Origin of the sequence: Robinsoniella peoriensis, assembly GCF_000797495.1 — a bacterium.
GTDB lineage: Bacteria > Bacillota > Clostridia > Lachnospirales > Lachnospiraceae > Robinsoniella > Robinsoniella peoriensis.
This window is the reverse complement of record NZ_JTGN01000013.1, coordinates 15,555-39,618: the sequence shown is the minus strand read 5'-3', so window position 1 is coordinate 39,618 and position 24,064 is coordinate 15,555. Positions and strand designations below refer to the sequence as shown.

The following is a 24,064-nucleotide window of genomic DNA, read 5'->3' as shown; positions in this document are numbered from 1 at the left end:
TTCTTTAACCCGTTTTTTGATCAGCTGGCGGTTCTATACACAATGATCTATTTATTTAAAGCCGAACTTTCGGTTGAGAAATTTTTATCCGTTTTGATCCGTATCGCTTATGTGCTGTGCATTCTGGGTATTTTGGAATTCCTGTTAAAAGGTTCTGTTTTCTTACAGTTTGAAATGATACCAGGCATGGTGGTGGGTGATTCTTTTCGAAATGGTCAGTACCGGATCATGGGGCCGGCTCATCATCCACTGGGGTACGGATTGTATTTATTAATAATGACACCTTTGGTTTGTTTTCATTACAAGAAAAGAGCAATTAGTTTATTTTCACACTTCTGGCTTTTTTTGCTGATAGCCGTAAATGTATATCTGACAGGTTCCAGATCTACGTTGGGACTGTTTCTGCTTGAAATCTTCATTATCTTTCTGGCAAGTTCCCGTAAAGAAAAATTACCGGTGTTATTAATTGCTTTTTATACTGCGATAACCGGTATCATTGTCATAATGTTGTTTTACAATACCGCTGCTGTCCAGTCGGTACTTATCTCCATTGCCCATCTGATTGATGCAGCCTTAAATACAAAGTTTGCAGAATCTCTGGGGGTGGATACAACGACATATGTATTGAGTGAAGATTACAGAAAGTTATTGCCGCTTATTTTTAAACTAGATTGGATCAATCCATTGATAGGAAGAGGATATGGATATACCTTTAACTGGGCGTATCAGGGATTCTGGATAAGTTCCATTGATAATTATTATGTGAACCAGTATATAAAAGTCGCCTATCCCGGGTTAATAATACAGCTGCTGCTATATGGATTTTTTCTTATCAAAGGCTTTCGGAGCGCGTTATGCAGGGGCTCCCGTCTGGCGGCTGCACTAAGCATATGCTTTGTCTTATATTTTATATCTCTGTGGTGGGTAGATGTGCTTGGAACCCTGGATTACATTTTTGTATTATTTGCGCTTCTATATGCGATGGATGAAAAATATATGCTGGTAAAATACAAAGAATTACCGGAATAGAAAAAAGAGTTTCAATGAAAGGAGTACTTAGTAATATGAAATGGTTGAAATATGTAATGAGAATTTTGTTTGCATGCTCTGTGATCTGTATGGTTGTATATCTATTCATACAGATTAAAAATGAAGATCTGAGAGAGCCGGTTTTAAGCTGTAATCCCACAGAAATAAAAGCAAGTATACACGATAGCCAGAAAGATCTGTTAAAAGGTGTGACTGCGATGGATCCTGAAGAAGGTGATCTGACAGATTCAGTTTTCCTGGAAGGAATTAAAAAAAATCCGGAGGGGGACCAACAGGAATTTACAGCAACTTATGTATCGATAGACAAGGCAGGGAATATTGGGAAGACCTCCAGAAAGCTGGAGTATACAGATTATAATTCCCCTCATTTCAACATAGACAGTCCTTTGAGATTTTCCAAATCTACTGCGATAGATTTGATGTCTATTGTTCATGCCAATGATTGTATTGATGGCGATATCAGTGCATTTGTAAAAGTCACAGGCGATGATATTTTTAAAGAGGATATAGAAAGCGGAATTTATAAGTGCTCTCTGGAAGTGGAAAATAGCCTTGGAGATACTGCCGTTTTGCCGGTCTCTGTGGAAATATATGAGGATAGTTATGAGAAAACAGCATTTGAACCGCAGATATATCTAAAACAATATATATTATACATGAAAAAAGGTGAGCAATTGAATCCGGCAGATTTTGTGGCTTATGTAAAAGACGGAAGTGTAAAACAGATTGAGCGGGGAAGTGTCTCAGAGGGAGAAAACACAGAATCACAGCTTTTAGAAAAGGCAGGGGAATGGATCTCGATTGCTGATATATCTTACAAGTCAAATGTTGATACTGCCAAAAAGGGTAATTATTCCGTTATTTATAACTATACATCAAAAGAAACCGGTTATAGCGGCAATGCAGAATTGATAGTTGTTGTTGAATGAGGAGGATATTATGGCATCAGAAAGTAAAGTTTTACTAAATAAGACCATGGGTCTTGACATGCCGGCTATTGCCAGAGCAGTGCTGAGGAATTTAGAAATTATATTGATGTTGAGTATCATTTTGGGATTCCTAAGTTATGTAGGTATTAATCAATTGTTACCGGTTAAGTACTCTGCTGCCTCAAGTGTAGTAGTGGTGGCAAAAGATAATTCAGCACAGACTTTAAGAGAGTTTCAATATAATCAGGCTGTGGCACAGTACTGCGGAATATTAAACAGTGATATTTATTTAAACATAGTAAAAGAAAAACTGGGAAAGAATGTCTATACGAAAAACTGTCTGATTGCAGAAGGAACTGAGAATTCAAATCTTATAGTTTTAAAGGCATCCGGAGATACTCCGGAAAATGCTTTTAAAATAATGAAAGAAGCAATTAACAGTTATAAAGATGTGTCAGCATATGCCATGGAAAGTTATACATTGGAAACGTTATCTGCTCCATCTGCTGACCAGATTGAACCGATACCTAATAATGCAATACTGTTATCTGTCGGTATTAGTCTGCTGGCTGTTATTACGGGAATGGCGGCTGTTATACTATTTCATGTGTTCAATGGGAAACTGGATAATGAACAGCAGGCCAAGGTAAAGATCGACGCTGATTTTATCGGTAGTGTTCGTTACGAAGCAAAAGATCATAAAGGAAAAGAAAGTATTCTGGTAACAAAACCCTCAGTGTCATTTGCATTTTCTGAAAATATGAAGAAGATTGTAACTAAAATGGAATATCAAATGGATAAAACCAAATCCAAAACTTTGCTTTTGGGAAGTGTCCTGGAGAATGAAGGAAAGTCTACGCTTGCAGCTAATATAGCATTAATTCTGGCACAAAGGGAAAAGAAAGTATTGGTTCTGGATCTGGATCTTCGAAGACCAGCATTACATAAAGTATTGGGACTTCCTGTACTGCCGGATAAACAGATCGGTAATTGTTTTGAATATGGTACCGGATATAAAGACCTGATATCTTATGACCGACGCTGCAATCTGTACTATATTCTCGGTGATAAATTTATAGCAGGGAACAATTTCATACAAAAGATAGGGAATCTGGAAGCATTGCTGGAAGAAGCTAAAAAAGAGATGGATTATATTATTATTGATTCTGCACCTGTAGGTATTATTCAGGATATCGAAGTAATGGCGGGATATATGGATTCCATGCTTATGGTAGTACGTCAGGAGTCATCCAGGGTTACAATGATTAATGACAGTATTGACCTAATGGAGAGCAATGGGGTTCCGGTTATTGGATTTGTACTTAATGGAGTAAAGAATAAAGTGTGCAGCATGGTGAAAAGACAAAAAAGCAAAGAAAAACGAATTAGTACTTATTAGTAATTATAGAAAATAAGAGGATAAATAGATGCGAGATTATGAAAATGAGGTAAAAGATATTTATGATGATGCAGCCGTAATAAATATCAGCAGTATCATAGATGACATCTGGAGGTGCCTGTCACGTTATTGGCTGTCAATGTTATTGGTTATTTTATCATCAGCAGCATTGGTCTTATCTGTGGCAGGGTTTATATACTATCCGGAATACAAGGCAGCTGTTACATACATGGTCAATAAGACCCAGGATTCTTCCCAGAATATACTGATGGCAAAATACCTGGGAACAGCATTTGAAGAAACATTAACAGCCAGCGGCTGCGGACAAGATATCGCGAATGCTCTGGGGGTGGATTCCCTGGACAGTATTCCTGCTGAAATTACCGGTTATTATGTAGAAGGTATCAATATGATCACCATAGAGGCCGTGTCGGATCATTATTCCGTCTCTCAGAGTGTAGCGGAAACAATAAAAGAAGTATACCCGTCGTATGCATCTGACGTAGTGGGAAATGTTGATTTGAAAGAAGTTAAAAACCCTATGAACGAAAAGGAGCCGATGACACCATATCATGCAGTTTATTATGGCTTAATAGGAGGTGTTCTGGGGGTTTTCGCTTGTGTATTGTTTGTGGTTTTTTATACAGCATCACAGAAAACCGTGCGTTCTACTGAGGATATACGACGTATAACCAATATACCCTGCCTCACTCAGCTGCCCACAATATTAATGAAAGCCAGAAGCCGGCGCAGAAATGAAATGATTTTTGGAAAAAGCCGTGTGGGTAATGAATTTCAGGATTTATTAAATGTGGTAGGCTTTAAACTGGAACACAAAAAAAGAGATGAGGAAAGTAAAGTTTTTCTGGTCACCAGTTCAGGAAGAAATGAAGGAACTACGACGATAGCCACGGGGCTTGCAAGAGCACTTGCTTCAATAGGCAGAAAAGTAGTATTAATAGATATGAATCTGCATCAGAAGTCAAACCCGGACAACTATCTGGTAATGCAGGTAAATGAGGCAGGTATTGCTAATTATCTGGCTGGGGATATAGAGGTAAAGGATATTCTGAAAGAAGTGGATAAAAATTTCTTCATGATTCCGTCAGGTACAGCTAGAGAAGCAATTGACAAACTGCTCACGAAAGGAGATATCCCTAAATTACTGCAATACCTTAAGGAAGAGGAATCTTTTGATTACATTATTATTGATTCGCCGCCGGTTACACTGATGAATGATGGGGTTATAATCGGAGGATATGTGGATGAGACAATATATGTAATGAAGCAGGGACAGAGTAAAATGAGATCAGTCGAGGAAGGGATTGACACTTTACAAAGCAGTGGTATCAATATTCTCGGATATATACTTAATTTTGCAGAGTCAGGAATTACCGGAAACGGAAAATATGGAAAATACAGTAAGTATGGGTATTCAAAATATGATGAATACGTAGATTATGAAAATGAACGATATTAAAATACGGCAATGGAGGGGTGTATATGAGAAAAATCATAACAGTGATTCTCGGAATTATATGCGCAGGTCTGTTTTTATTAAGTCTCAGTGCAATTGAAGTAACACAGAACCGGATCCGTCAGGGCAGAGAAGATACGGTAGAGTTTACAGATAAAAATACAGATGAAAAAGATGCAGTAAACTCCGAGATAAATAAATCAGTAAATAAGCGGAATGTAACAGAAGCAGATAATGGAACAGAAGCTGAAACAAATATTACAGAAAAGAATACAGAAGAGCAGGAAATAACAGAATCAGGTACAACAGAAACGGATACATCACAACAGAATGCAAATCCGGCAGTACCGGTGCTGAAGCTGCTGAAAGAAAAAGTTGAAATAAAAATAGGTGACAAATTTAATCCACTGGATTATATATCAGAAATTGTTGACGATAAATCATCCCAACAGTACTTATACCGTCAGATCATGGTTGATGGTGAATATAATACGGAAGCTCCCGGGACATATACACTTGCATATACCGTTGCGGATGAGGACGGAAATGTCTCAACTGGGAAAAAGCTGTATTTAACAGTGAAATAATGGTAACCAGAACGGAAGAAGGGCATGGCTATATGCAGTCAACTTACACGGTTAGTATCATAATTCCAGTTTATAATTGTATATCATGGTTAGAGGCTGTCGTACAGGATATACTGCATCAGACGTATCAGGATTTTGAGATCATTATTATTGATGATGGTTCTGATGATGGAAGCGGTCTTCTGTGTGACAGGTTTAAGAAAATGGATAAAAGAATTTATGTTATCCATACGGAAAATCTGGGGGTCTCACATGCCAGAAATGAAGGTATAAAAAGGGCAAAGGGCAGATATCTCTGGTTTGTAGATGCAGATGACAGGATGGATCGGGAAAGTTTGTCTGCACTTGTATTTCCTTTTCTTTCTCAAGAAAATGTAGATCTGGTTATTGGGAAATTTGAAAATGAAAGAAACTTCTGGCAGTCAACGTTAACGGGAGTGCTGGATCAGAGCAGCTTTATTGATGATTTTTCAAAATGTGTACATGGTTTTTATTACGGTGCATTATGGAACAAACTATACAAAAAAGAAATTATTCAAAATAACAATCTCTGGTTTCCGGAGGATATATCCTGGTGTGAAGATTATCTTTTTAATCTGGAATATTTCTCCCATTTGAAAAGAAAGGTCGGATATGTATCCAGATCTGTGTACATCTATTATACCAGAGAGAACAGTCTGGTTACAAAGGTTATATTAGACAGCCGAATTAAAGTAGAAAACCGTTGTCTGAAACGGCTTGGTAGATTTGCAGAGCAGAACAGCAGGATTCAGCAGGCTTATGAAGACCATTATGCGTATTTGAAACATGCCCAATTGATCAATATGTACTGTGCAAAACAAGGATATAATAAAGTAAAACAAATATGTCTAAACAAGGAAGTAATGGAATTCTGGAAAAGTTACCGGAATCCAGGAAAATTTCCTGTGTACAGGATCATAAGCCTGCTTGCAGCTGTAAATTGCAGTTTTCTGATATATTTCTTTATTTGTCTGAAAGAAAAAATAAAAATCAGATTAAAAAAGAATGTCTGTTTCTTGCGAAAAATAATCAGAAAACCGGAATACCGTAATTAATGTTGATTTTACTGCACTTGAAGGAGGATGACATGATAGATATACATACCCATATTTTACCGGAAACAGATGATGGGGCAGATTCTTTGACAGAAGCAGTAGAGATGTTAAAAATATGTACACAGTCTGGTGTTACAGATGTGGTTCTGACACCTCACGGAAATCTGACGGAGATATTCCCTGAAAGCCGGCAGGAGTCAATAAATAACCAATTCAAACGGTTAGAAAAAAGACTTTCTGAATTGAACATGCAAATAAATATTTATAAAGGTATGGAAGTATTTGCATCCTATAATCTATATGATAAATTATCCGCCGGAACTATCTGGACACTGAACCAGTCAAAGTACCTGCTGACTGAATTTTCATTTGATACTGATCGGGAAATTCTGTTTGAACTTCTTCAGATCATTGAAAGTAAAGGATTAATTCCGGTGATTGCGCATCCGGAACGATATAAAACAATTCAAAAAAATCCTCAGATTGCCTATGATTGGAATCGGAGAGGTTATATTATTCAGATAAATAAAGGAAGTATTGCAGGAGTATTCGGGCGGGCTGAAAAGGAAACTGCGCACCTTCTGTTAGATTGTAATCTGGTACAGGTGATAGCCAGTGACTGCCATCACATCCACAGCCGGATGCCGGGATTGAAAAGTGTATACCGTTATATCAGCAGAAATTATTCAGAAGGCTATGCGCAGATTCTTTTCAATATTAATCCCGAAAGAATATTAAGGGATCAACAGGTATTGATTATAAATCCAAGGGTACCAGGATCATATTTACGTTGATAGAAAAAATGTATCAGAGATGGAGGGATGGTTGTATGAATTCAGAAAAACAAAAGTTGAATACCGTAATCGTGATTTTAATGGATATAATGGCCATTTCACTTAGTTTTTTTATTGCGAATTACATACGTTTTGGAGATTTCTTTGAGATTGGAATAGAATTTGGTACGGGATCATCCTTATTGGTAATTGTGCTGGTTTATATAGGAATATATTTTTTACGCTCATCCGGCCTGCGCTTTTTTAGGAGAGGTGCATGGAAGGAACTGATTTCTGTTCTGCGGGGAAATATTTACCTGATAGCAGTTATTATAGTGCTGCTGTTCCTGGTGAAAAAATCATCTGATTTTTCAAGGTTAATATTGCTCTATAATTTTATTGGTAATATACTCTTCATGTTTTTATTCCGGATGTTTTATAAAATTTATTTAAACAGTATTTATAAATACAGTAATCATAGCAAGCGCCTGGTAGTTTTAACTGTAAAGGAGTGTGTGCAGGAGGTTCTGGATAATCTGGAAGATGAGAGTATGTGGGATTACATAATTCAGTCTCTGGTTCTGTGGGATGCAGGTGATGAGGAACTGGGTGACAAAATCAGAGGTATCGAGATCACTGCCAATAAGAATAATCTGTTTCAATATGCAAAGCAGGCAGTTATGGATGAAGTATTTATTAACATGCCGTACAATGGAGGCATTGACCTTTATCCCATTATCGAAAGCCTGGAGGATATGGGAGCTATGGTGGATGTTAATATACAGGTATTAGATAAACGGCTTGCGGACCATAATAAGCAATTGCAGATTATGGGGAATTATTATGTCACTTCCTTTTATAAAAAAACCATTGGCCTGCGAATGGAGGTAGTTAAAAGATTAATAGATATAGCAGGTGCAATAGTAGGGCTGGTTTTAACTGGCATTTCAGTTGTTTTGGTTGCTCCATTTATTCTTTTGGAGTCACCCGGACCTTTATTCTTTTCCCAGATCAGGATCGGTAAAAACGGACGGCGGTTTCAGATATATAAATTCCGTTCCATGTACGCAGATGCGGAAGATAGGAAACAGGAGCTTTTAGCGCAAAATGAAATGAATGGTCTCATGTTTAAGATCAAAGATGATCCTAGAATTACACGTGTGGGAAAATTCATACGAAAAACCAGTATTGATGAACTTCCACAATTCTGGAATGTATTAAAAGGTGATATGAGCCTTATTGGAACCAGACCACCGACTGTTGATGAATTCGAAAAATATAAAGGTCAGTATAAAAGGAGATTAACTCTTCGCCCTGGAATTACAGGACTCTGGCAGGTGAGCGGCCGAAGTAATATACAGGATTTCGCAGATGTATTGGAATTGGATTTAAAATATATTGATACCTGGTCGCTGGGTCTGGATATAAAAATACTTTTTCAGACGGTTTATGTTGTGTTTTTTAGAAGAGGAGCAACATAATGGGGCTGTAAAAAACTCCCCTAACTAAAATAGGTTAGCTGGCACAGATGATGCCCGCTAACCTGTTTTGTAAAGGGTGTTTTTTTACAGCCCCTTGTCATTATATTAAATCAGTACAACCGGTTTAATCAAATCCTTTGGCTTGTCTTTCATCAGCATCAACGCTTCCTCCACTTTATCAAATCCGTGGAATGTATGGGTAATCAGCTTACTGGTATCCAGTTTGCCGGTTTCGATTAAAGAAGCCAGCTTTTCCATACGGAGTCTTCCGCCCGGCATCAGACCGCCTGCGATTGTCTTGTGGCCCATGCCGCAGCCCCATTCAACTCTTGGGATTTTAATATAATCACCTTCTCCAAGGTAATTTACATTTCCAATTCTTCCGCCTGGCTTTAACATACGGATTGCCTGGTCAAAGGTGTCTACATCACCGCCGGCAATGACGATACGGTCAACGCCTTTTCCATGGGTCTTTTCCATAATCTGTTCCACGATATCGCCTTCACGGTAATTTACAATTTCTGTTGCACCGTATTCTTTCGCAATCTGAATGCAGTTTGGTCTGGAACCAACGGCATAGATGCGGGAGGCACCGCGAAGTGCAGCTCCGGCTACCGCCATAAGCCCTACAGGACCGATGCCGATGACAACTACCGTATCACCAAACTGTACATCCGCTAATTCAACACCGTGAAATCCGGTGGGAACCATATCACAGAGCATACTTGCGGAAGCTAGATCCATACCGGATGGAAGCAGGGCAAGGTTCCCGTCTGCATCATTTACATGAAATAATTCACCGAATACACCATCTTTAAAGTTGGAGAATTTCCATCCGGAAAGCATTCCGCCGGAATGCATGGAATATCCGCCCTGAGTCTCCAGGGAATTCCAGTCCGGGGTAATAGCAGGGATAATTACTTTATCTCCCGGTTTAAAGTCTTTTACCAGGGAACCGGTCTCCACAACTTCACCAATTGCTTCATGTCCTAAAATCATATCATGTCTGTCACCTAAAGCGCCTGCCCAGACTGTATGTACATCAGAAGTACAGGGAGCGATGGCAAGTGGTTTACAGATTGCGTCTAATGGTCCGCATTCAGGTGCCTGCTTCTCAATCCATCCAGTTTTTCCGATTCCTAACATTGCAAAACCTCTCATAGTTACGATCTCCTTTCGAAAACACATTGTTAATTATTTGACATGCCATAAATATAACATATAATGAATGTATAATCAATTCAATAATAACAAAAATATATCATAATCTTTTGGGATAAAAATTGTGCAATTTGTATATAAAATAGTCATAAAAGTAAAAATAAAACCGTAAACATTATATAAGATATAATCTTTATATAATGTTTACGGTCTCGGTAAAACGACATTCATATGACGATTATCCTCTGTCTGACCCACTTTCAAGGCGTTTTTCTGCTTCAGCCATAATCCGCACAGCTGTCTGTACACCAATGCCAAACCGGTCACACCCGGCTTCGTGCATTTCTAATATATGGTCAAGGGTGCGGATTCCCCCGGCGGCTTTTATTTTGACATGAGCCGAAGCAGCAGCACGCATTTTCCGGATCGTATCAGCACTGACCGGAATATTTGCCCAGCCGGTACCGCTTTTAACATAAGCGGCTCCGGCTTCTGAAGCAATTTTACAAGCAGTTTCCAATTCAGTATCATTTAAATAAGACGCCTCTATGATTACTTTAACAGGTACTTTTTTGGCTGTCTGTACCACTTGTGCAATGTCCTGTTTTACATATTGAAAGTCTTTTGATTTTAAGGCTCCCACAGCCATTACCATATCCAGTTCCTGACATCCTGCTTCCAGAAGCTGTGTGCTCTGCTGTACTTTGGAAAGGGTGGTGTCTGCGCCCGAAGGGAAGCCCACAACTCCGCCGGTATGTATATCTGGTTCTGTTTTCAGGGCATCTGCCAGATAAGGGGTAAAGCAGGGCATTGAGAATGCACAGATAAATCGGTATTGCTTTGCATATAAAATCATCTGCTTAATATCATCCATGGTATTTTCGGCACGGACACAGCTAACATCGATGTGCCGGTGCAGTTCCTTTAAGAATTGCAGGTTCATTGGATTACTCCTTTCAGATTGAGTTTTTATTCCGGCCGGTCATATTAGTATAGAGCTCATATTTCTTACCAATAATGGTTACATCATCAAAACAGACCGGTTTTCCTCTTTGGGAACAGCGCCTCTGGATGCAGAGCAGTGCTTCCCCGACCTCTACTTCCAGCATTTGTGCCTCTTCAAACTCTGCGTTCTTAGCAAAGATTTTATCAGCGGCTTCATCAATTTCAATATGATACGTATCCTCCAGAAACTGGTATAGTGCGGAGAACTGGCTGCAATAGCCGGCAATACCTGGAACCAGGGATTCCGGAATGTAATTTTTCATAATTACGATAGGCTGTCCATCCGCCAGCTGTATGCGCTGTACTCTGGCTGCTTTTTCTCTGTCCCCTAATTGAAGAATCTGGGAAACATGAGCCGGAGGTACCAGGGTATCGATATACATGCTCTTTGTGGTTACTGTAAACCCCTTTTTCCGTAATGTTTCCGTAACAGAGGTAACACAGTTGAGGCTTTGTCTGGCTTTATAATCCAATACCCTGGTTCCTCTTCCCTGGCGGACTTCCACGTAGTTTTCTTCCGCAAGAAGTTCCACTGCTTTGCGGATGGTAATTCTGCTGACAGAATAGATTTCTTCTAACTGGCGTTCAACGGGAATCATTTCCCCAACTTTATATTTTTCATCCAGGATGTCATTTTTTAATTGTTGGTATACTTTTAAATAGGCAGGTAAACGTTCGCTCATAACTGTCCTCTTTCTTTTTTTATCTGTTTGCATATAGTATATGGCAAATGATTATGGTGCGCAAGTGTTTGCTGACTTTTACAAAGATTTTAATTGATTCTGTACTGTAATTAAAAAAGCCCGTGGAGGGCTTTTTTTGATGTATATGGATTTGCATTGAACAAGTTCCTGTATTATAATGAGACTGAAAAAAATGAACCTAAACTTCATTTCTACCATGCCAGTATCAAAATACATATTCTGAAATAATGTAATATATGACATCGATGGTAATCTGCAGGGTTACCGTCCAACTATTCACAAAACTATTTCACAAAAACTTTACATTATTCTGATAAAGGCATGATAAATATCATTTATATTATAAAACTGTAGGAAATAATTCATAATTACGAAATTGAAGTTTAGGCTACAGAAAGGAGCGGCAGAATGAATGAGATATCATTATGTTTGGTTTGATCTGGGAATGACTCTGGTTGAACCATCCAGAAGTTCGCTGTATCAAAAAGTATTAAAGGAGTTTCAGATTGACCGGTCTGAGAACCGGATTCACAAGGCTTATCATCTGACAGATAAGCTGTTTATGAAAGAGTATCCCCATGTATTGGGGACGGATGAGACTTGCTATATGCCCTGGTATATTGGAAATCTGAATTATTTTTTAGATGTCCGGCTTAATATTATGGAGGTTTACCAGAGGTTTAAAGAGATTCGGTCAAAAGAATCGGCAGGTTGGAAACAAATTCCCAGTGCACTGGGGGTTTTGAAAGAGTTGAAACGAAAAGGGATAAAAACGGGATTGATTTCTAACTGGGATCGTACCTGCAGGAAAGTTCTGGAGGAAAATCAATTACTGGATTTATTAGACACGGTGGTAATTTCTTCGGAAATGGGAGTTGAAAAACCGGAAAAAGAAATTTTTGAAGCGGCTTTTGAGCAAGGGAATACCAGTGCCAAAGAATCTCTGTACGTCGGAGACAATTATTATGACGATGTGATAGGGGCCGCAAAAGTGGAAATGAATTGTGTGTTAATCAATCCTTACGGAAACGAAGGAATTGAAGAGATCACCCATGATAAAATCATTTCCGATATATCAGAAATTATAAAGTTTGTAGATTAGAATTTATGATTAGTATAGGATCGAAAATTTAAATAAATACCGGAAGGCCGGAAACTCTGTTTTAGGACCTTCCGGTAAAGGGAGTGGATTATGAAAGAAAAGCAAATGGAAAAGAAGGGCAGGAATCTGTACGAAAGGATTGATGACCAGTTTGAGCAGCTGACGGATACACAGCAGCAGGCAGCTATTTATATGAAGAAAAACTGGGAAAATATCTGCGTGATGACGGCTAAAGAGGTGGGAGAACAGTCAAAAGTCAGTGAGGCTACGATACATAGATTGGCTGGAAGACTGGGATATGAAAGCTTTCTGGAGATGAAAAACAGTGTAAAAGAAAATCTGATGAAAAACCGGGCACTGGTGAATCTGGAGCTGAAAAATAACACGGACCAGGAAAGCTGGCTGGAAGAATACTGGCATATGGAAGCAGCAAACCTGTCCAATACCCTTCGTTTGAATGAAAAAGATGAGTTGAAACGGGGGGCAAAGGAAATTGCAAATGCCGGGAGAATCTGGATTATGGGTGACAAAATGGGACTGGGAGTATCCTCCTATCTGCATTTTGTATTGAATTACCTTCTGGGAAATGCCACGCATCTGAATCTGTCCAATTATTATGAGCACATTGCATTTATGAAAGAGGGCGATGTGATGATTCTGGTGGGCTTCCAGCGGTATTGTAAGAGAACCCTGTCTGCAGCAAACCTCGCCAGAGAAAAGGGAGTCACCATTCTTGCATTTACAGACTGCAGCCTGTCACCATTTGCGAAAGCGGCTGATATATCGTATTATGCCGCTACGGAATCCGTGTTTTTTCTGGATTCTTATTCGTCGGTATTTACACTTGCGCAGGCACTGGTGGTAAAACTGGTCAGCCTGGACAAAGAAAGAATTAAGAGTAATGTAAAAAGTACAGAGATGATCTATGAAAACTGTATGGAAAGGAACATATGAAACTGACAATCATAGGCTGCCACGGAGCATATCCCGTGAAAAATGGAGCAACTTCCGGTTATCTCCTGGAAGAAGGGAATACCAGAGTTCTTCTGGATTGCGGGAGCGGTGTATTATCCCGGTTACAAAATGTGATAGATTTAAAGGAGTTAGACGGGGTGGTTCTCACCCACTATCATCCTGACCACTGTGCAGACCTGGGATGCCTGCAATATGCGGTGATGCTGGATATCCTAACCGGCAGGCGCAGGAAAGATTTTGCAGCGTGGGGGCCCGGAAATGAGAATAAGCTGTCATATGAGAATTACTGCAAAGGATACAGTTATGAGAACCAGCCCCATTTTCAAATCGGGGACCTGGAATTTGAAGTGAACCTGAATCAGCATGAGATCCCTTCCTATGCCGTAAAGACTAAAGGCAGGTCAGAAGGCGTGCTGGTATATTCGGGTGATACGAATTATTACGATGGGTTGGCGGAGTTTGCAGGAAAAGCTGATTTATTATTATGCGAAGCTTCACTGTATGCCTGTCAAAAAGGAGATGTCTGGGGACATATGTGCTCCAGCGAGGCCGGGGAAGTGGCGGTGAAGGCAGAAGTATCTGGTTTATGCCTGACTCATTTTCCTCATTATGGGGAAATCCGAAACCTGCAGGAAGAAGCAGAAAAAGTATATCAGGGTAATATTATTCTGGCAGAGCCGGGCATGCGTCTGAATATTCCCGTGAGCAAAGAGCCATGCAAAAACGCCTGGGGATCATTTGGAGACTGCCGCGAGGATCAGATACCCCGCGGTGGGCTGGGATATTTGACTGGAGATAACCGGAATGAAGCCGATTGAACAGATAGTACAGATAGTACAGACAGTACGTTAAGGTACGAAAGGAGCAATTATGAGAGGATTAAAGAAATTAATGGTGTTTACATTAGCAGCAGTTATCGCTGCATCAGCAGCTGGCTGCGGCAGTTCTCAAGGCAAGGCAGAGGCGGATAACACTACAGTTACGGAAGCAGGACAAACAGGAGAATCTGCTGCAGCAGAAGCTGACAGCCAGAATGCCGGTGCAGAAGCTGACAGCCAGAATGCCGGTGCAGAAGCTGAAAAGACATCTGCAGCTGGAGGAACCGTGAAGGTATCGGTTGGATCCGAGCCGGATAATTTAGATCCGATGCTTTCTTCTGCAACGGATACATCTGCAATCATGATGAATGTGTTTGAAGGTTTACTGGGATTTAATGAAAAAGGAGAATTCATCCCTGCTTTGTCGGAGACCTATGATATCTCTGAAGATGGGCTTACCTACAGCTTCAAACTGAAACAGGGAATAAAATTCCACGACGGAGCGGATTTTACATCCAAAGATGTGAAATATACTTATGAAAAGCTCGCCGGTTTAAATGGGGAGGCACCATTGAATGAAACTTTGAACCAGCTGCTGGCATCGGTTGAAACTCCGGATGATTACAGTGTAAATCTTATTCTAAAAGAAAAAAATGCAGGATTTTTATCGAAAGCTACTATATCTATCGTAGAAAAAGACTATACCCAGAACAGCACAAAACCAGTTGGTACCGGACCATTTAAATTTGTGGAATACATACAGGGCCAGAAAGTTATTTTAGAAAAATATCCGGAATACAGTACCATCAAAGAGCGGATGCCGGTTATTGACAAAGTAGAATTTAAGATTATGACGGATGCAAATGCGCGCCTTATGGGGCTGAAATCCGGGGATCTGGATATTACCTCTGTGGATGCAAAGAATGTGGAAGCACTGAAAAATGATTACAATATTGTACAGGGGCCACAGAATATGGTGCAGCTCATGGCGCTGAATAACAGCGTGGAACCATTTAATGACGTAAAAGTAAGACAGGCTATCAATTATGCTGTAAATAAAGAAGAGATCATCAATACGGTGGTAAATGGCAACGGAACGAAAGTAGATTCCTTCTTAAGCCCCAGTATGAGCACTTATTTTAATACGGATTTGAAAAATTGTTATAACACGGACATCGAAAAGGCGAAGACACTCTTAAAAGAAGCGGGATATGAAAATGGATTTAAAATGACCATTACCGTACCATCTAATTACCAGACCCATGTAGATACCGCCCAGGTGATTAAAAACCAATTGAGCAAAATAGGTATTGAAGCTGACATTCAGCTGATCGAGTGGGCGCAGTGGCTGGATACCGTTTATGGTAAGGCAAATTATGAAGCAACAATTATCGGACACAGCGGAAAACTGGATCCGAACGATTTTCTCAACCGTTTTGATTCCGCATATGATAAGAATTATTTTAAATTTTCCGATCCTCAGTACGATGAGCTGATTCACCAGGCGGCAGTATCCACGGACGAGGCAAAAAGAGTAGAATTATTTAAGGAATGTCAGCAGTTATTGGTAGACCAGGCAGCGGCAGTCTATATCCAGGACCCGGATGTCATCTATGCTACCTCAAAAAGTGTACAGGGAATGAAAAATTATCCGGTTACGTTTTTGGATATGAGCAGTATCAGCCTGACAAAATAGGGGATACCAGGAGGTAATTTTGATGAAATACGTTTTGAAAAAAATAGTTACCATGGTATGTACGTTATTTGTTATATCTTTACTGACCTTTGGCGTCTTTCAGATACTTCCTGGAAATCCGGTGGATGTGATACTTGGAGTGGATGCAGATCCGCTCCAGGCACAGGCCCTTGAAAAGCAGTTAGGACTGGATCTGCCTCTTGGTGAGCGGTATGTGAACTGGATCGGGGATTTATTCCGGGGAGATCTTGGAGATTCTATCCGTTATCAGGTTCCTGTGGGGGATCTGTTAAAGAGCAGTCTTCCGGTTACCATTTCCTTAACGGTTTTTTCGCTGCTGATTACGGTGGTTACCGTGATTCCAATCGCTATATTTCTGGCTAAAAACAATAACAAAAAATCAGCTTTGTTTCTGTCTTTTTTAACACAGATCGGTGTGGCAGTCCCGTCCTTCTGGCTGGGGATTTTGCTGATTATGCTATTTGCTGTTACACTTCAGGTGCTGCCTTCGGGAGATTTTATTCCATTTTCAGAAGACCCGCTGGGATGCATCCGGTCTCTTATCCTGCCATCGGTGGCTATCGCCATTGGTACATCGGCAGTGGTTATCCGCTATCTGAAAAATACCCTGTTGGATCAAATGAACCTGGATTATGTCAGGACGGCAAGAAGCAAAGGTGCCACACAAAAGAGAGTACTCTACCGTCATGTATTGAAAAATGCCCTGCTTCCTACCATTACAATTCTCGGAATGACCGTTGTGGATGTACTGGGCGGCAGCATTATTGTTGAAAATGTTTTCAATTTGCCGGGAATCGGACATCTTATTACCTCAGGAGTAGGAAACCGGGATTTTCCTCTGGTCCAGGGGCTGGTATTTTATCTTGCGTTTATGGTGATTGTGATTAATCTGGTGGTAGATCTGCTGTATATGGCAGTGGATCCCAGAATTCGTTTGGAGTAGGTGGCTGATATGTGGAAAAAATGCAGAAATAATAAGAATTTTATGATAGGATTAGGTATGGTCGCATTTTTGGGACTGCTTCTGCTGCTAAGTTTCATCTACCTGCCCTACGATCCGAATGAGATGGATACTTTAAACAGCTTTCAGGGACCATCGGCTGCCCATCTTCTGGGAACCGATAATTTTGGCAGAGATATTTTCAGCCGTATTGTAAAGGGGTCTCAGACAGCATTTCTGGTGGGATTCACGGCAGTAGCAATCGGAATGGCAATCGGTGTAATACTGGGTGCGGCTGCAGGATATTTCCAGGGATGGATTGACAAGATCATCATGTTAATCATGGATGCAAAAATGGCATTTCCAGGGGTAATCCTGGCGCTGGTATTTATCACAATATTTGGAAGCGGGATACTGAATACCGCAGCGGCACTTGGAATCATGGCGATTCCCAGGTTCTGCCGGATGACCCGAAGCGGATTTATGCAGATAAAGGAAATGGATTATATCAAAGCAGCGCGGACGAGGGGGGCATCGAATCTCCGGATAATGTTTATACATATATTACCCAATGTCGTATCCTCACTGATTGTTACGGCATCTCTTGGATTTTCAAGTGCAGTCTTATCTGAAGCTGGATTAAGCTATCTGGGGCTTGGAATACAGCCGCCCGATGCCAGCTGGGGAAAGATGCTGTTTGAAGCCCAGGGATATCTGCTGACCAACCCCTGGTATGCCGTCGTACCCGGTGTCATGATTACCATTATGGTATTAGGATTTAACCTGTTGGGAGACGGAATCCGGGATATAACGGATTGCCGCAGCTAGTAACTGCAATCTGCCAGGCTTCGTGTATGAACACCTGACGCAGATTTTAGCCAATACACCCGGCTGTCCGTACCGGAGAATCCGAAACATTTGCTCAGTGGCCGGCAGCGGTGCAATTTCAGCAACAAGCAGGAGGAATAAAATGGATAAAAAATTAAGGATAGAAGATTTAACGGTAGAAATTAAAAATCAGAATAATTATTACAAGGCACTGGATGGCATCAGTTTTCAGGCAGAAGAGGGGGAAATTGTCGGTCTGGTGGGAGAATCAGGATGTGGGAAGAGTTTATCCTCCCTGGCAATTATGAGGCTCTTACCTCAGGCGGCAAGGGTATCGGCAGGCTGCATCTGTCTGGGAGATACCGATTTGTTAAAGCTGTCGGAGGAGGAGATGTGCGGTGTCAGAGGCGCTGATATCTCAATGATTTTCCAGGAGCCGATGACCGCGCTGAATCCATTGATCACGGTAGGAAAACAGATAGAGGAAGCCTATCTCCTTCACCATCCCGGAGAAAAAAGAAATGCCGGTGTAAAAGCGAAAGAAATGATGAAAAAAGTTGGACTCTCCAGGGTAGAAAAGCTCTACCGGGAATACCCCCATCAATTATCCGGGGGCATGAAACAGAGAATTGTAATCGCCATGGCGCTGATCAATCATCCGAAGCTGATCGTTGCAGATGAGCCGACTACGGCTTTAGATGTGACAATCCAGTATCAGATACTGGAGCTTCTGCGGGAACTGAATAAGGAATTCAAGTCCACTATATTATTTATTTCCCATGATCTGGGCGTAGTCAAAGAGCTGTGTTCCAGAATTATTGTTATGTATGCAGGAAATATTGTGGAAGAAGGAAGTACAGAAGAAATCTTGCACAACCCAATGCATCCCTATACGAAAGGCCTGCTGGAATCCATACCCACACCCCAAAAAAAAGGAGAAATCCTCTATAATATACCAGGTATCGTAGAGCCGTTGACGAAGAGAAGCCAGACGGGATGTGTCTTTGCAAAACGTTGTCCAAATGCCAAGGCAGAATGCCAGACACAAAAACCGGAAATGCAAAAAACAGAGGGAAGAAGAGTAAGCTGCCTGGAATTGGACGGGAAGGAAAAACTACCTGAGGAATGTAAAAGAGTCTCTGCCTGAAGGGTAAAGGATTTACAAAATGAAACGAGTAAATTAATACAATCGACGCTCCATGAAAATCATGTTATAATTAAACAAAAGTCAAAGGAGGTTCTCTTATGCAGCTTTTATTTAAACAACGTGTTTTCAGCTGGCTGGATAGCTATGATATTTATAATGAATATGAGGACACCGTTTTTACGGTAGAGGGAAGACTATCATGGGGACATCGTCTGGTAATTTATAATCAGCGGGGTGAAGAAGTTGGTGAAATTAGGGAAGAAGTATTAACCTTTCTTCCAAAGTTTCGGATGTATATTCATGGTAATGAGATTGGAATTATACAAAAAGAATTAAGCTTTTTTGTACCTAAATTTTATCTGACATGTAATGACTGGGAAATTCAGGGAAGTGTTATGGAATGGGATTATGACGTATATAGCAGTGCGCGTCATATTATGCACGTGGAAAAGCAATTGTTTAACTGGTCGGATACCTATGTTATGGATATCGAGCAGGATGAAGATGCTTTGATATGTCTGATGATCGTTTTGGCGATTGATGCTGCTAAATGCAGCAGAGGATAATCGGAAAATTTCTGGAAACGTGTTTTTGCTTTCCAAAATATCTTCTTGATTCAGAAGGAATGAGGCTGAATCAGGAAGATATTTTTGTTATAAAGGTAATTGACATTAGAGTACGTATTGTGATTGAATATAGAGTAACTGGTACTACAGCAAACAGTAAACTGGCATTTTCTAACCTTCCCGGAGCACTTTTTGGCGGCACGCTCACTGCCCGCTTATAATCCGATGGGAGAAGCACTCCGGTCACATCCATTTCACACAGAACTGCTGAAACACATATTGCAACATCCAAAAACGAACGGCCGGCCACAGCCCAGGGTCTCCAACCTGCTGAGAAAACCAGCTTTGTATCAACGAATGCTATCTCGGAAAGATGGGTGTGGGAAACTGGTATGGGCGGAGGAAGCGTAGAGCAGAGCTGAGTATTTTATAATGTACCCATAAGTGTGGACACATCATTTAGCGGGGCTCCCATTTTTTTAGACATCCCTTCCCATTAGTTCCATATAAATGGACACCCCCTCACCTTTCAGAACCCCAATTGTGGACATGCCTTGCTGGTATACCCTGTTTCTGGGACAACTGGCTTGGATGATTGCTGAGGCCTCTTTTGGCTTAGACACCTCTCTTGGCTTATGGTATTCTTATCTAAGAACAGGAGGAATACCATGACCAAAAACCCTTTTACCAATGAACAAATGCTGCTGCTTCGTCAAAATCCTTACACCTACAAGGTGTCCAAATTCCAATTAACCTTTACCAGGGAGTTCAAGGAGATCTTTTACTCGGAATACCAGTTAGGGGAGATTCCGCGGCAGATCCTCGCAGATCATGGCTATGATCCTGCCGTCCTTGGGGACCGCAGGGTATGGAGCATTGCCAGACACATTCGGGAACAGTACGATAAATATGGCGGGTTTCACCAAGGACATTCCCCTCACAGGATGCAAAGCTCCGTCTCCCCGGCTGCTGATCTGCCGCCATCCGAAAAGGATGAATTAAAACAGCTTCGGCATGAGGTTGATTATCTGAAACAGGAAGTTGAGTTCTTAAAAAAAATTTCCTCACTCAGGACTACAAGGAAGTAGGTGCTCTGCTTATGAACGACTCTTCCTGTATATTTGAGATTATCCAGCAAACGATCCGGCAAAGCGAGAATTCCCTTTCTGCCAAAGAACTCTGTTCCATAGCCGGTGTTTCCAGAAGCGGTTATTACGCCTGGATAAAGGCAGCTCCTGTCCGTKCGCTTCAGGAACAGAAGGACCGTGAGGATTTTGATCTGGTTCTGGCCGCTTACAGGCTGCATGGTTATGCCAAAGGGGCCAGGGGCATCTATATGGAACTGCTCCATATGACCCCGCCGGTGATCATGAACCTGAAAAAAATCCGCAGGCTGATGGAAAAGTTCCACCTCTCCTGTCCATACCGAGGCCCAAATCCATATAAAAGAATGGCAAAGGCACTAAGGACCAGCAATGTAGCGGACAACCTGCTAAACCGTGAGTTCGAATGTTATGGACCAAGAATAGTCTTGTTGACGGATATCACTTATCTGTCCTATAGCGGATCCTTTGCCTACCTGTCAACCATCCTGGATGCCTTTACCAGGCAGATACTTTCTTATGTGCTCAGTGACTCCCTGGAAGTGGATTTTGTTCTTGAAACGGTCAATAAACTGGTGGCCGATCATGGGATCTCACTTCAAGCAGAAACAATCATCCACAGTGATCAGGGGTGCCATTACACCAGCCAAAGTTTTCTTCATATACTTTATAACAAGAAGCTGCGCCAGTCCATGTCCCGGCGTGGCAACTGCTGGGACAATGCGCCCCAGGAGAGTTTCTTTGGGCATATGAAGGACCATATCAAGGCAAAACTGGCTGAATGCGTAAGCTTTGCAGAGGTACAGTCTGTCATTGATGACTACATGGCTTATTATAATAATCAGCGGTACCAATGGCATCTGGCGAAGCTTGCACCCAATGAGTTTTATAAATTTGTCATCACTGGAGAATATCCACTGGATGTTCCCAAAATACCTGCGCATCCGGTCATAGCCAAAAAACCGGAAGAACTTGGATGCCAATTATATCAGAAAAATACGGATAGTTAAAAAATTTCATAGAATACCATGACATTTAAAGAGGTGTACCTGTATGCAGGATACTTTGGAAGTAAAGGTGCGAAAAAAGTGCCCCACTTTTTAAAATGTCCTTGACAAAGGGTACAGTTCATATTCTCCTGCCCCGCTGCACTGCCCTACCACAGTCACCACGGCAAGGTTAATGGCATTTACTACCAGGATTGCAATCTGGTCAATGCCGTTTGCCACACCATTGGCGGCAATCTGGTATGTGCCAAACAATGCCACAATGCTGGTGACAAGCACTTTTCCCAAGGCAAACAAGCCATTTTCTATACCATTTGGAACCGCAATCCGAAGGATTTTTTTAACGGTCTCTTTATTCCAGTCAAAGATTTCTCTCATCTTCACGGACACCTGATTTTTTTCGTTAAAGGACATAGCAAGCATAATCACCGCACCTGCCATTCTGGAGACCAGCGTAGGTACTGCCACACCTGCCACTCCGGCATGCAAAACAAAAATCCCAATGGCATCCCCTGCTATATTGATCACATTGATGAGAACAGATACATACATGGTGATTTTCGTTTTCTGCATGGAGCGGAAGATGGCAGCGGATGAATTATAGATTCCCAGAAACGGAAAGGAAAGGGCTGTGATCAGAAAATAAGTGACTGCCGCCTTTTTTACATCTGCATCAATCGCCCCAAACAAAAGCTCTAATATCATTGTATGGAACACAAGGCAGATTCCCATAATGGCTATTGATAGCAGCACAGTGACCAAAAGGAGCTGGCTGGCACAGCGGCCGGCATTTTTCTTATCCTTCCTTCCCAGATATTGGGATACGATTACCGCACCTCCCGTATCAATGGCTGAAAGTACCACAATAATCAGATAATTTATCATATCAACCAGAGCTACACCCGAAATTGCCGCCTCGCCAACATAGGACACCATCACGGTATCCACAATCCCTACCATCATGACAAGCGCCTGCTCAATCACAAGCGGGAAAATCAACTTTCTTAAATCTTGATTTGAAAACATTTTCACTGCTCCTGTCTTTTCTGCATTACCTCCTCCGTCATTTTCATCGAAAAAAATAATGTAAATGTTCTGAGAAGAATATTTTTCTACTCTACATTTACATTATAATTTCTGCGGTTTCATATGTCTAATACCTATGTTTTATGTCTTACTCATGCTTAAAAAGCATTTAATGTGTTCGATGAATTTTGCTGCAGCGGGTCCAAACGGCTGTCCTCTTTTCCACGCCAATACACTTGTGGCTGTCAATTCCGGAAACAACGGACGGTAACAGATTTTTTCTTTATCCAGGAATGGCAGGGACCCTTCAACCACCAGTGAATATCCCAATCCCCGGTATACCATGACCGCACCATTGGTACTTAAATTGCTGGTAAAGAGTATATGCAGATCCTTGAAGTAATCACCAAACCAGCTTGCCAGCTCACTCTGTACATTGGGACGTCTTACCATAATAATAGGCAGGCCGGACAAATCAGCGGCTGTAACATACTCTTTCCTGGCAAGGGGATCGTCGGGTCTCATCAGTACCACCCAGCTCTCTTTCATATCCAGCCGTATAAAATCATACTTGTCCATATCAACCGGCTCCAGTAAAAGCCCGATGTCTGTCAGGCCATTATCCATCCGATCTCTGATCTGATCTGCATTTGCAGTAAATAAATCATAATTGACACCGGGATATTTTTTGCTGAACGTATCAAACAGCTCCGAGAGAATTCCTACGGATGCCAGCTCACCGCAGCCAATTGAGATTTTCCCTTCAATCAGCTCTTCCTGCTCCGCCAGTTCCCTTTCTGTAATGTCAACCAGCTCCAGTATTTCCTGCGCCCTCCTGCGCAGCAGAATTCCTTCACTGGTAAGGGTAATTTTTCGTGTCCCTCTGTGGAACAGCGTAACCCCCACGGCTTGCTCCAGCTGGGCCAGCTGCCTGCTCAGTGTGGGCTGTGTTATATGCAGTACTGCTGCTGCTTTCGATATGCTTTCCTCCCGTACTACAGTTAAAAAATAATTCAACACTCTGATTTCCAAACGTTCACCCCATTCCTGAAAAATATACTTATGGGTATATCATAACAAATCAAAGTAAAATTTGCAAAATCTTATTCCTAACAGCCCCGCCCCCATCACGGCAGTGACGACGTTTTGAAACGGACAAATTGATATTCAAGGCAAGACTCAGGTGCCTGGGC

General features: G+C 41.3%; 24 protein-coding genes. 19 read left to right on the top strand and 5 right to left on the bottom strand.

Annotated elements, in window-relative coordinates; all coding sequences use genetic code 11:
* Nucleotides 1–42 precede the first annotated feature (42 nt).
* From QR40_RS22775 to QR40_RS22740, 8 genes are read left to right on the top strand one after another with little or no spacing between them, the layout of a single operon-like run.
* Nucleotides 43–1,029, top strand: coding sequence for a hypothetical protein (locus QR40_RS22775; RefSeq protein ID WP_138003322.1), 987 nt, complete (start codon nt 43–45; stop codon nt 1,027–1,029).
* Nucleotides 1,030–1,064: 35 nt separating this feature from the next.
* Complete coding sequence (locus tag QR40_RS22770; protein WP_044296896.1) at nt 1,065–1,979, top strand: hypothetical protein; 915 nt, start codon at nt 1,065–1,067, stop codon at nt 1,977–1,979.
* Nucleotides 1,980–1,989: 10 nt separating this feature from the next.
* Complete coding sequence (locus QR40_RS22765) at nt 1,990–3,378, top strand: CpsD/CapB family tyrosine-protein kinase (RefSeq protein ID WP_027292239.1); 1,389 nt, start codon at nt 1,990–1,992, stop codon at nt 3,376–3,378.
* Nucleotides 3,379–3,406: 28 nt separating this feature from the next.
* Nucleotides 3,407–4,858 carry a polysaccharide biosynthesis tyrosine autokinase gene (locus QR40_RS22760; protein ID WP_044296895.1) on the top strand — a complete coding sequence of 484 codons (1,452 nt, stop codon included), beginning with the start codon at nt 3,407–3,409 and terminating at the stop codon, nt 4,856–4,858.
* A 23-nt stretch (nt 4,859–4,881) separates the two neighbouring features.
* Nucleotides 4,882–5,442, top strand: coding sequence for an immunoglobulin-like domain-containing protein (locus QR40_RS22755; RefSeq protein WP_044296894.1), 561 nt, complete (start codon nt 4,882–4,884; stop codon nt 5,440–5,442).
* On the top strand, nt 5,442–6,518 hold the full coding sequence (locus QR40_RS30200) for a glycosyltransferase family 2 protein (protein ID WP_052431008.1): 1,077 nt from the start codon (nt 5,442–5,444) through the stop codon (nt 6,516–6,518). The genes QR40_RS22755 and QR40_RS30200 overlap by 1 nt, the downstream gene beginning before the upstream one ends.
* 32 nt (nt 6,519–6,550) lie before the next feature.
* On the top strand, nt 6,551–7,312 hold the full coding sequence (locus QR40_RS22745; protein ID WP_044296892.1) for a tyrosine-protein phosphatase: 762 nt from the start codon (nt 6,551–6,553) through the stop codon (nt 7,310–7,312).
* Nucleotides 7,313–7,347: 35 nt separating this feature from the next.
* Nucleotides 7,348–8,772, top strand: coding sequence for a sugar transferase (locus tag QR40_RS22740; RefSeq protein ID WP_044296890.1), 1,425 nt, complete (start codon nt 7,348–7,350; stop codon nt 8,770–8,772).
* Nucleotides 8,773–8,877: 105 nt separating this feature from the next.
* Here QR40_RS22740 and QR40_RS22735 read toward each other — a convergent pair whose 3' ends face one another.
* From QR40_RS22735 to QR40_RS22725, 3 genes are all read right to left on the bottom strand, one after another.
* On the bottom strand, nt 8,878–9,933 hold the full coding sequence (locus tag QR40_RS22735; RefSeq protein WP_044296889.1) for an NAD(P)-dependent alcohol dehydrogenase: 1,056 nt from the start codon (nt 9,931–9,933) through the stop codon (nt 8,878–8,880).
* A 238-nt stretch (nt 9,934–10,171) separates the two neighbouring features.
* Nucleotides 10,172–10,876: a deoxyribose-phosphate aldolase gene (gene deoC, locus QR40_RS22730; RefSeq protein WP_044296888.1), complete on the bottom strand. Its 705-nt coding sequence runs from the start codon at nt 10,874–10,876 to the stop codon at nt 10,172–10,174.
* 13 nt (nt 10,877–10,889) lie between these two features.
* Nucleotides 10,890–11,621, bottom strand: a complete 732-nt coding sequence (locus QR40_RS22725) for a GntR family transcriptional regulator (RefSeq protein WP_027292232.1) — start codon at nt 11,619–11,621, stop codon at nt 10,890–10,892.
* 433 nt (nt 11,622–12,054) lie between these two features.
* On the opposite strand from QR40_RS22725, the gene QR40_RS22720 reads away from it, so the two are divergent.
* The 11 genes from QR40_RS22720 to QR40_RS22670 all read left to right on the top strand — a co-directional run bounded on the left by QR40_RS22720 (nt 12,055) and on the right by QR40_RS22670 (nt 21,848).
* Entirely contained in the window at nt 12,055–12,744 is a 690-nt protein-coding gene (locus tag QR40_RS22720; protein ID WP_027292231.1) for an HAD family hydrolase, read from the top strand.
* A gap of 90 nt (nt 12,745–12,834) precedes the next feature.
* Complete coding sequence (locus tag QR40_RS22715) at nt 12,835–13,698, top strand: MurR/RpiR family transcriptional regulator (protein ID WP_242858575.1); 864 nt, start codon at nt 12,835–12,837, stop codon at nt 13,696–13,698.
* Complete coding sequence (locus QR40_RS22710) at nt 13,695–14,537, top strand: MBL fold metallo-hydrolase (RefSeq protein ID WP_063837590.1); 843 nt, start codon at nt 13,695–13,697, stop codon at nt 14,535–14,537. Before QR40_RS22715 ends, QR40_RS22710 begins: the two co-directional genes overlap by 4 nt.
* Nucleotides 14,538–14,589: 52 nt before the next feature.
* On the top strand, nt 14,590–16,233 hold the full coding sequence (locus QR40_RS22705) for an ABC transporter substrate-binding protein (protein ID WP_044296887.1): 1,644 nt from the start codon (nt 14,590–14,592) through the stop codon (nt 16,231–16,233).
* Between the two features lie 22 nt (nt 16,234–16,255).
* Nucleotides 16,256–17,197, top strand: coding sequence for an ABC transporter permease (locus tag QR40_RS22700; RefSeq protein WP_027292229.1), 942 nt, complete (start codon nt 16,256–16,258; stop codon nt 17,195–17,197).
* Nucleotides 17,198–17,206: 9 nt separating this feature from the next.
* Nucleotides 17,207–18,022 carry an ABC transporter permease gene (locus QR40_RS22695; RefSeq protein WP_027292228.1) on the top strand — a complete coding sequence of 272 codons (816 nt, stop codon included), beginning with the start codon at nt 17,207–17,209 and terminating at the stop codon, nt 18,020–18,022.
* Between the two features lie 142 nt (nt 18,023–18,164).
* Nucleotides 18,165–19,169, top strand: coding sequence for an ABC transporter ATP-binding protein (locus QR40_RS22690; RefSeq protein ID WP_044296886.1), 1,005 nt, complete (start codon nt 18,165–18,167; stop codon nt 19,167–19,169).
* Nucleotides 19,170–19,267: 98 nt separating this feature from the next.
* Nucleotides 19,268–19,735 (top strand): LURP-one-related/scramblase family protein, encoded by a 468-nt coding sequence (locus tag QR40_RS22685; RefSeq protein WP_027292226.1) that lies wholly within the window; start codon nt 19,268–19,270, stop codon nt 19,733–19,735.
* Nucleotides 19,720–19,956 (top strand): hypothetical protein, encoded by a 237-nt coding sequence (locus QR40_RS22680; RefSeq protein WP_044296884.1) that lies wholly within the window; start codon nt 19,720–19,722, stop codon nt 19,954–19,956. The genes QR40_RS22685 and QR40_RS22680 overlap by 16 nt, the downstream gene beginning before the upstream one ends.
* A 447-nt stretch (nt 19,957–20,403) precedes the next feature.
* Nucleotides 20,404–20,823, top strand: coding sequence for an HTH domain-containing protein (locus tag QR40_RS22675; protein WP_027293389.1), 420 nt, complete (start codon nt 20,404–20,406; stop codon nt 20,821–20,823).
* Nucleotides 20,824–20,834: 11 nt separating this feature from the next.
* On the top strand, nt 20,835–21,848 hold the full coding sequence (locus QR40_RS22670; protein ID WP_044296882.1) for an IS3 family transposase: 1,014 nt from the start codon (nt 20,835–20,837) through the stop codon (nt 21,846–21,848).
* A 90-nt stretch (nt 21,849–21,938) separates the two neighbouring features.
* Here the strand turns inward: QR40_RS22670 and QR40_RS22665 are convergent, their stop codons facing one another.
* A complete protein-coding gene (locus QR40_RS22665; RefSeq protein WP_052431007.1) occupies nt 21,939–22,871 on the bottom strand; it encodes an MATE family efflux transporter in 933 nt (310 codons plus the stop codon).
* A 141-nt stretch (nt 22,872–23,012) separates the two neighbouring features.
* On the bottom strand, nt 23,013–23,903 hold the full coding sequence (locus QR40_RS22660) for a LysR family transcriptional regulator (protein WP_027292208.1): 891 nt from the start codon (nt 23,901–23,903) through the stop codon (nt 23,013–23,015).
* Between the last annotated feature and the right edge of the window lie 161 nt (nt 23,904–24,064).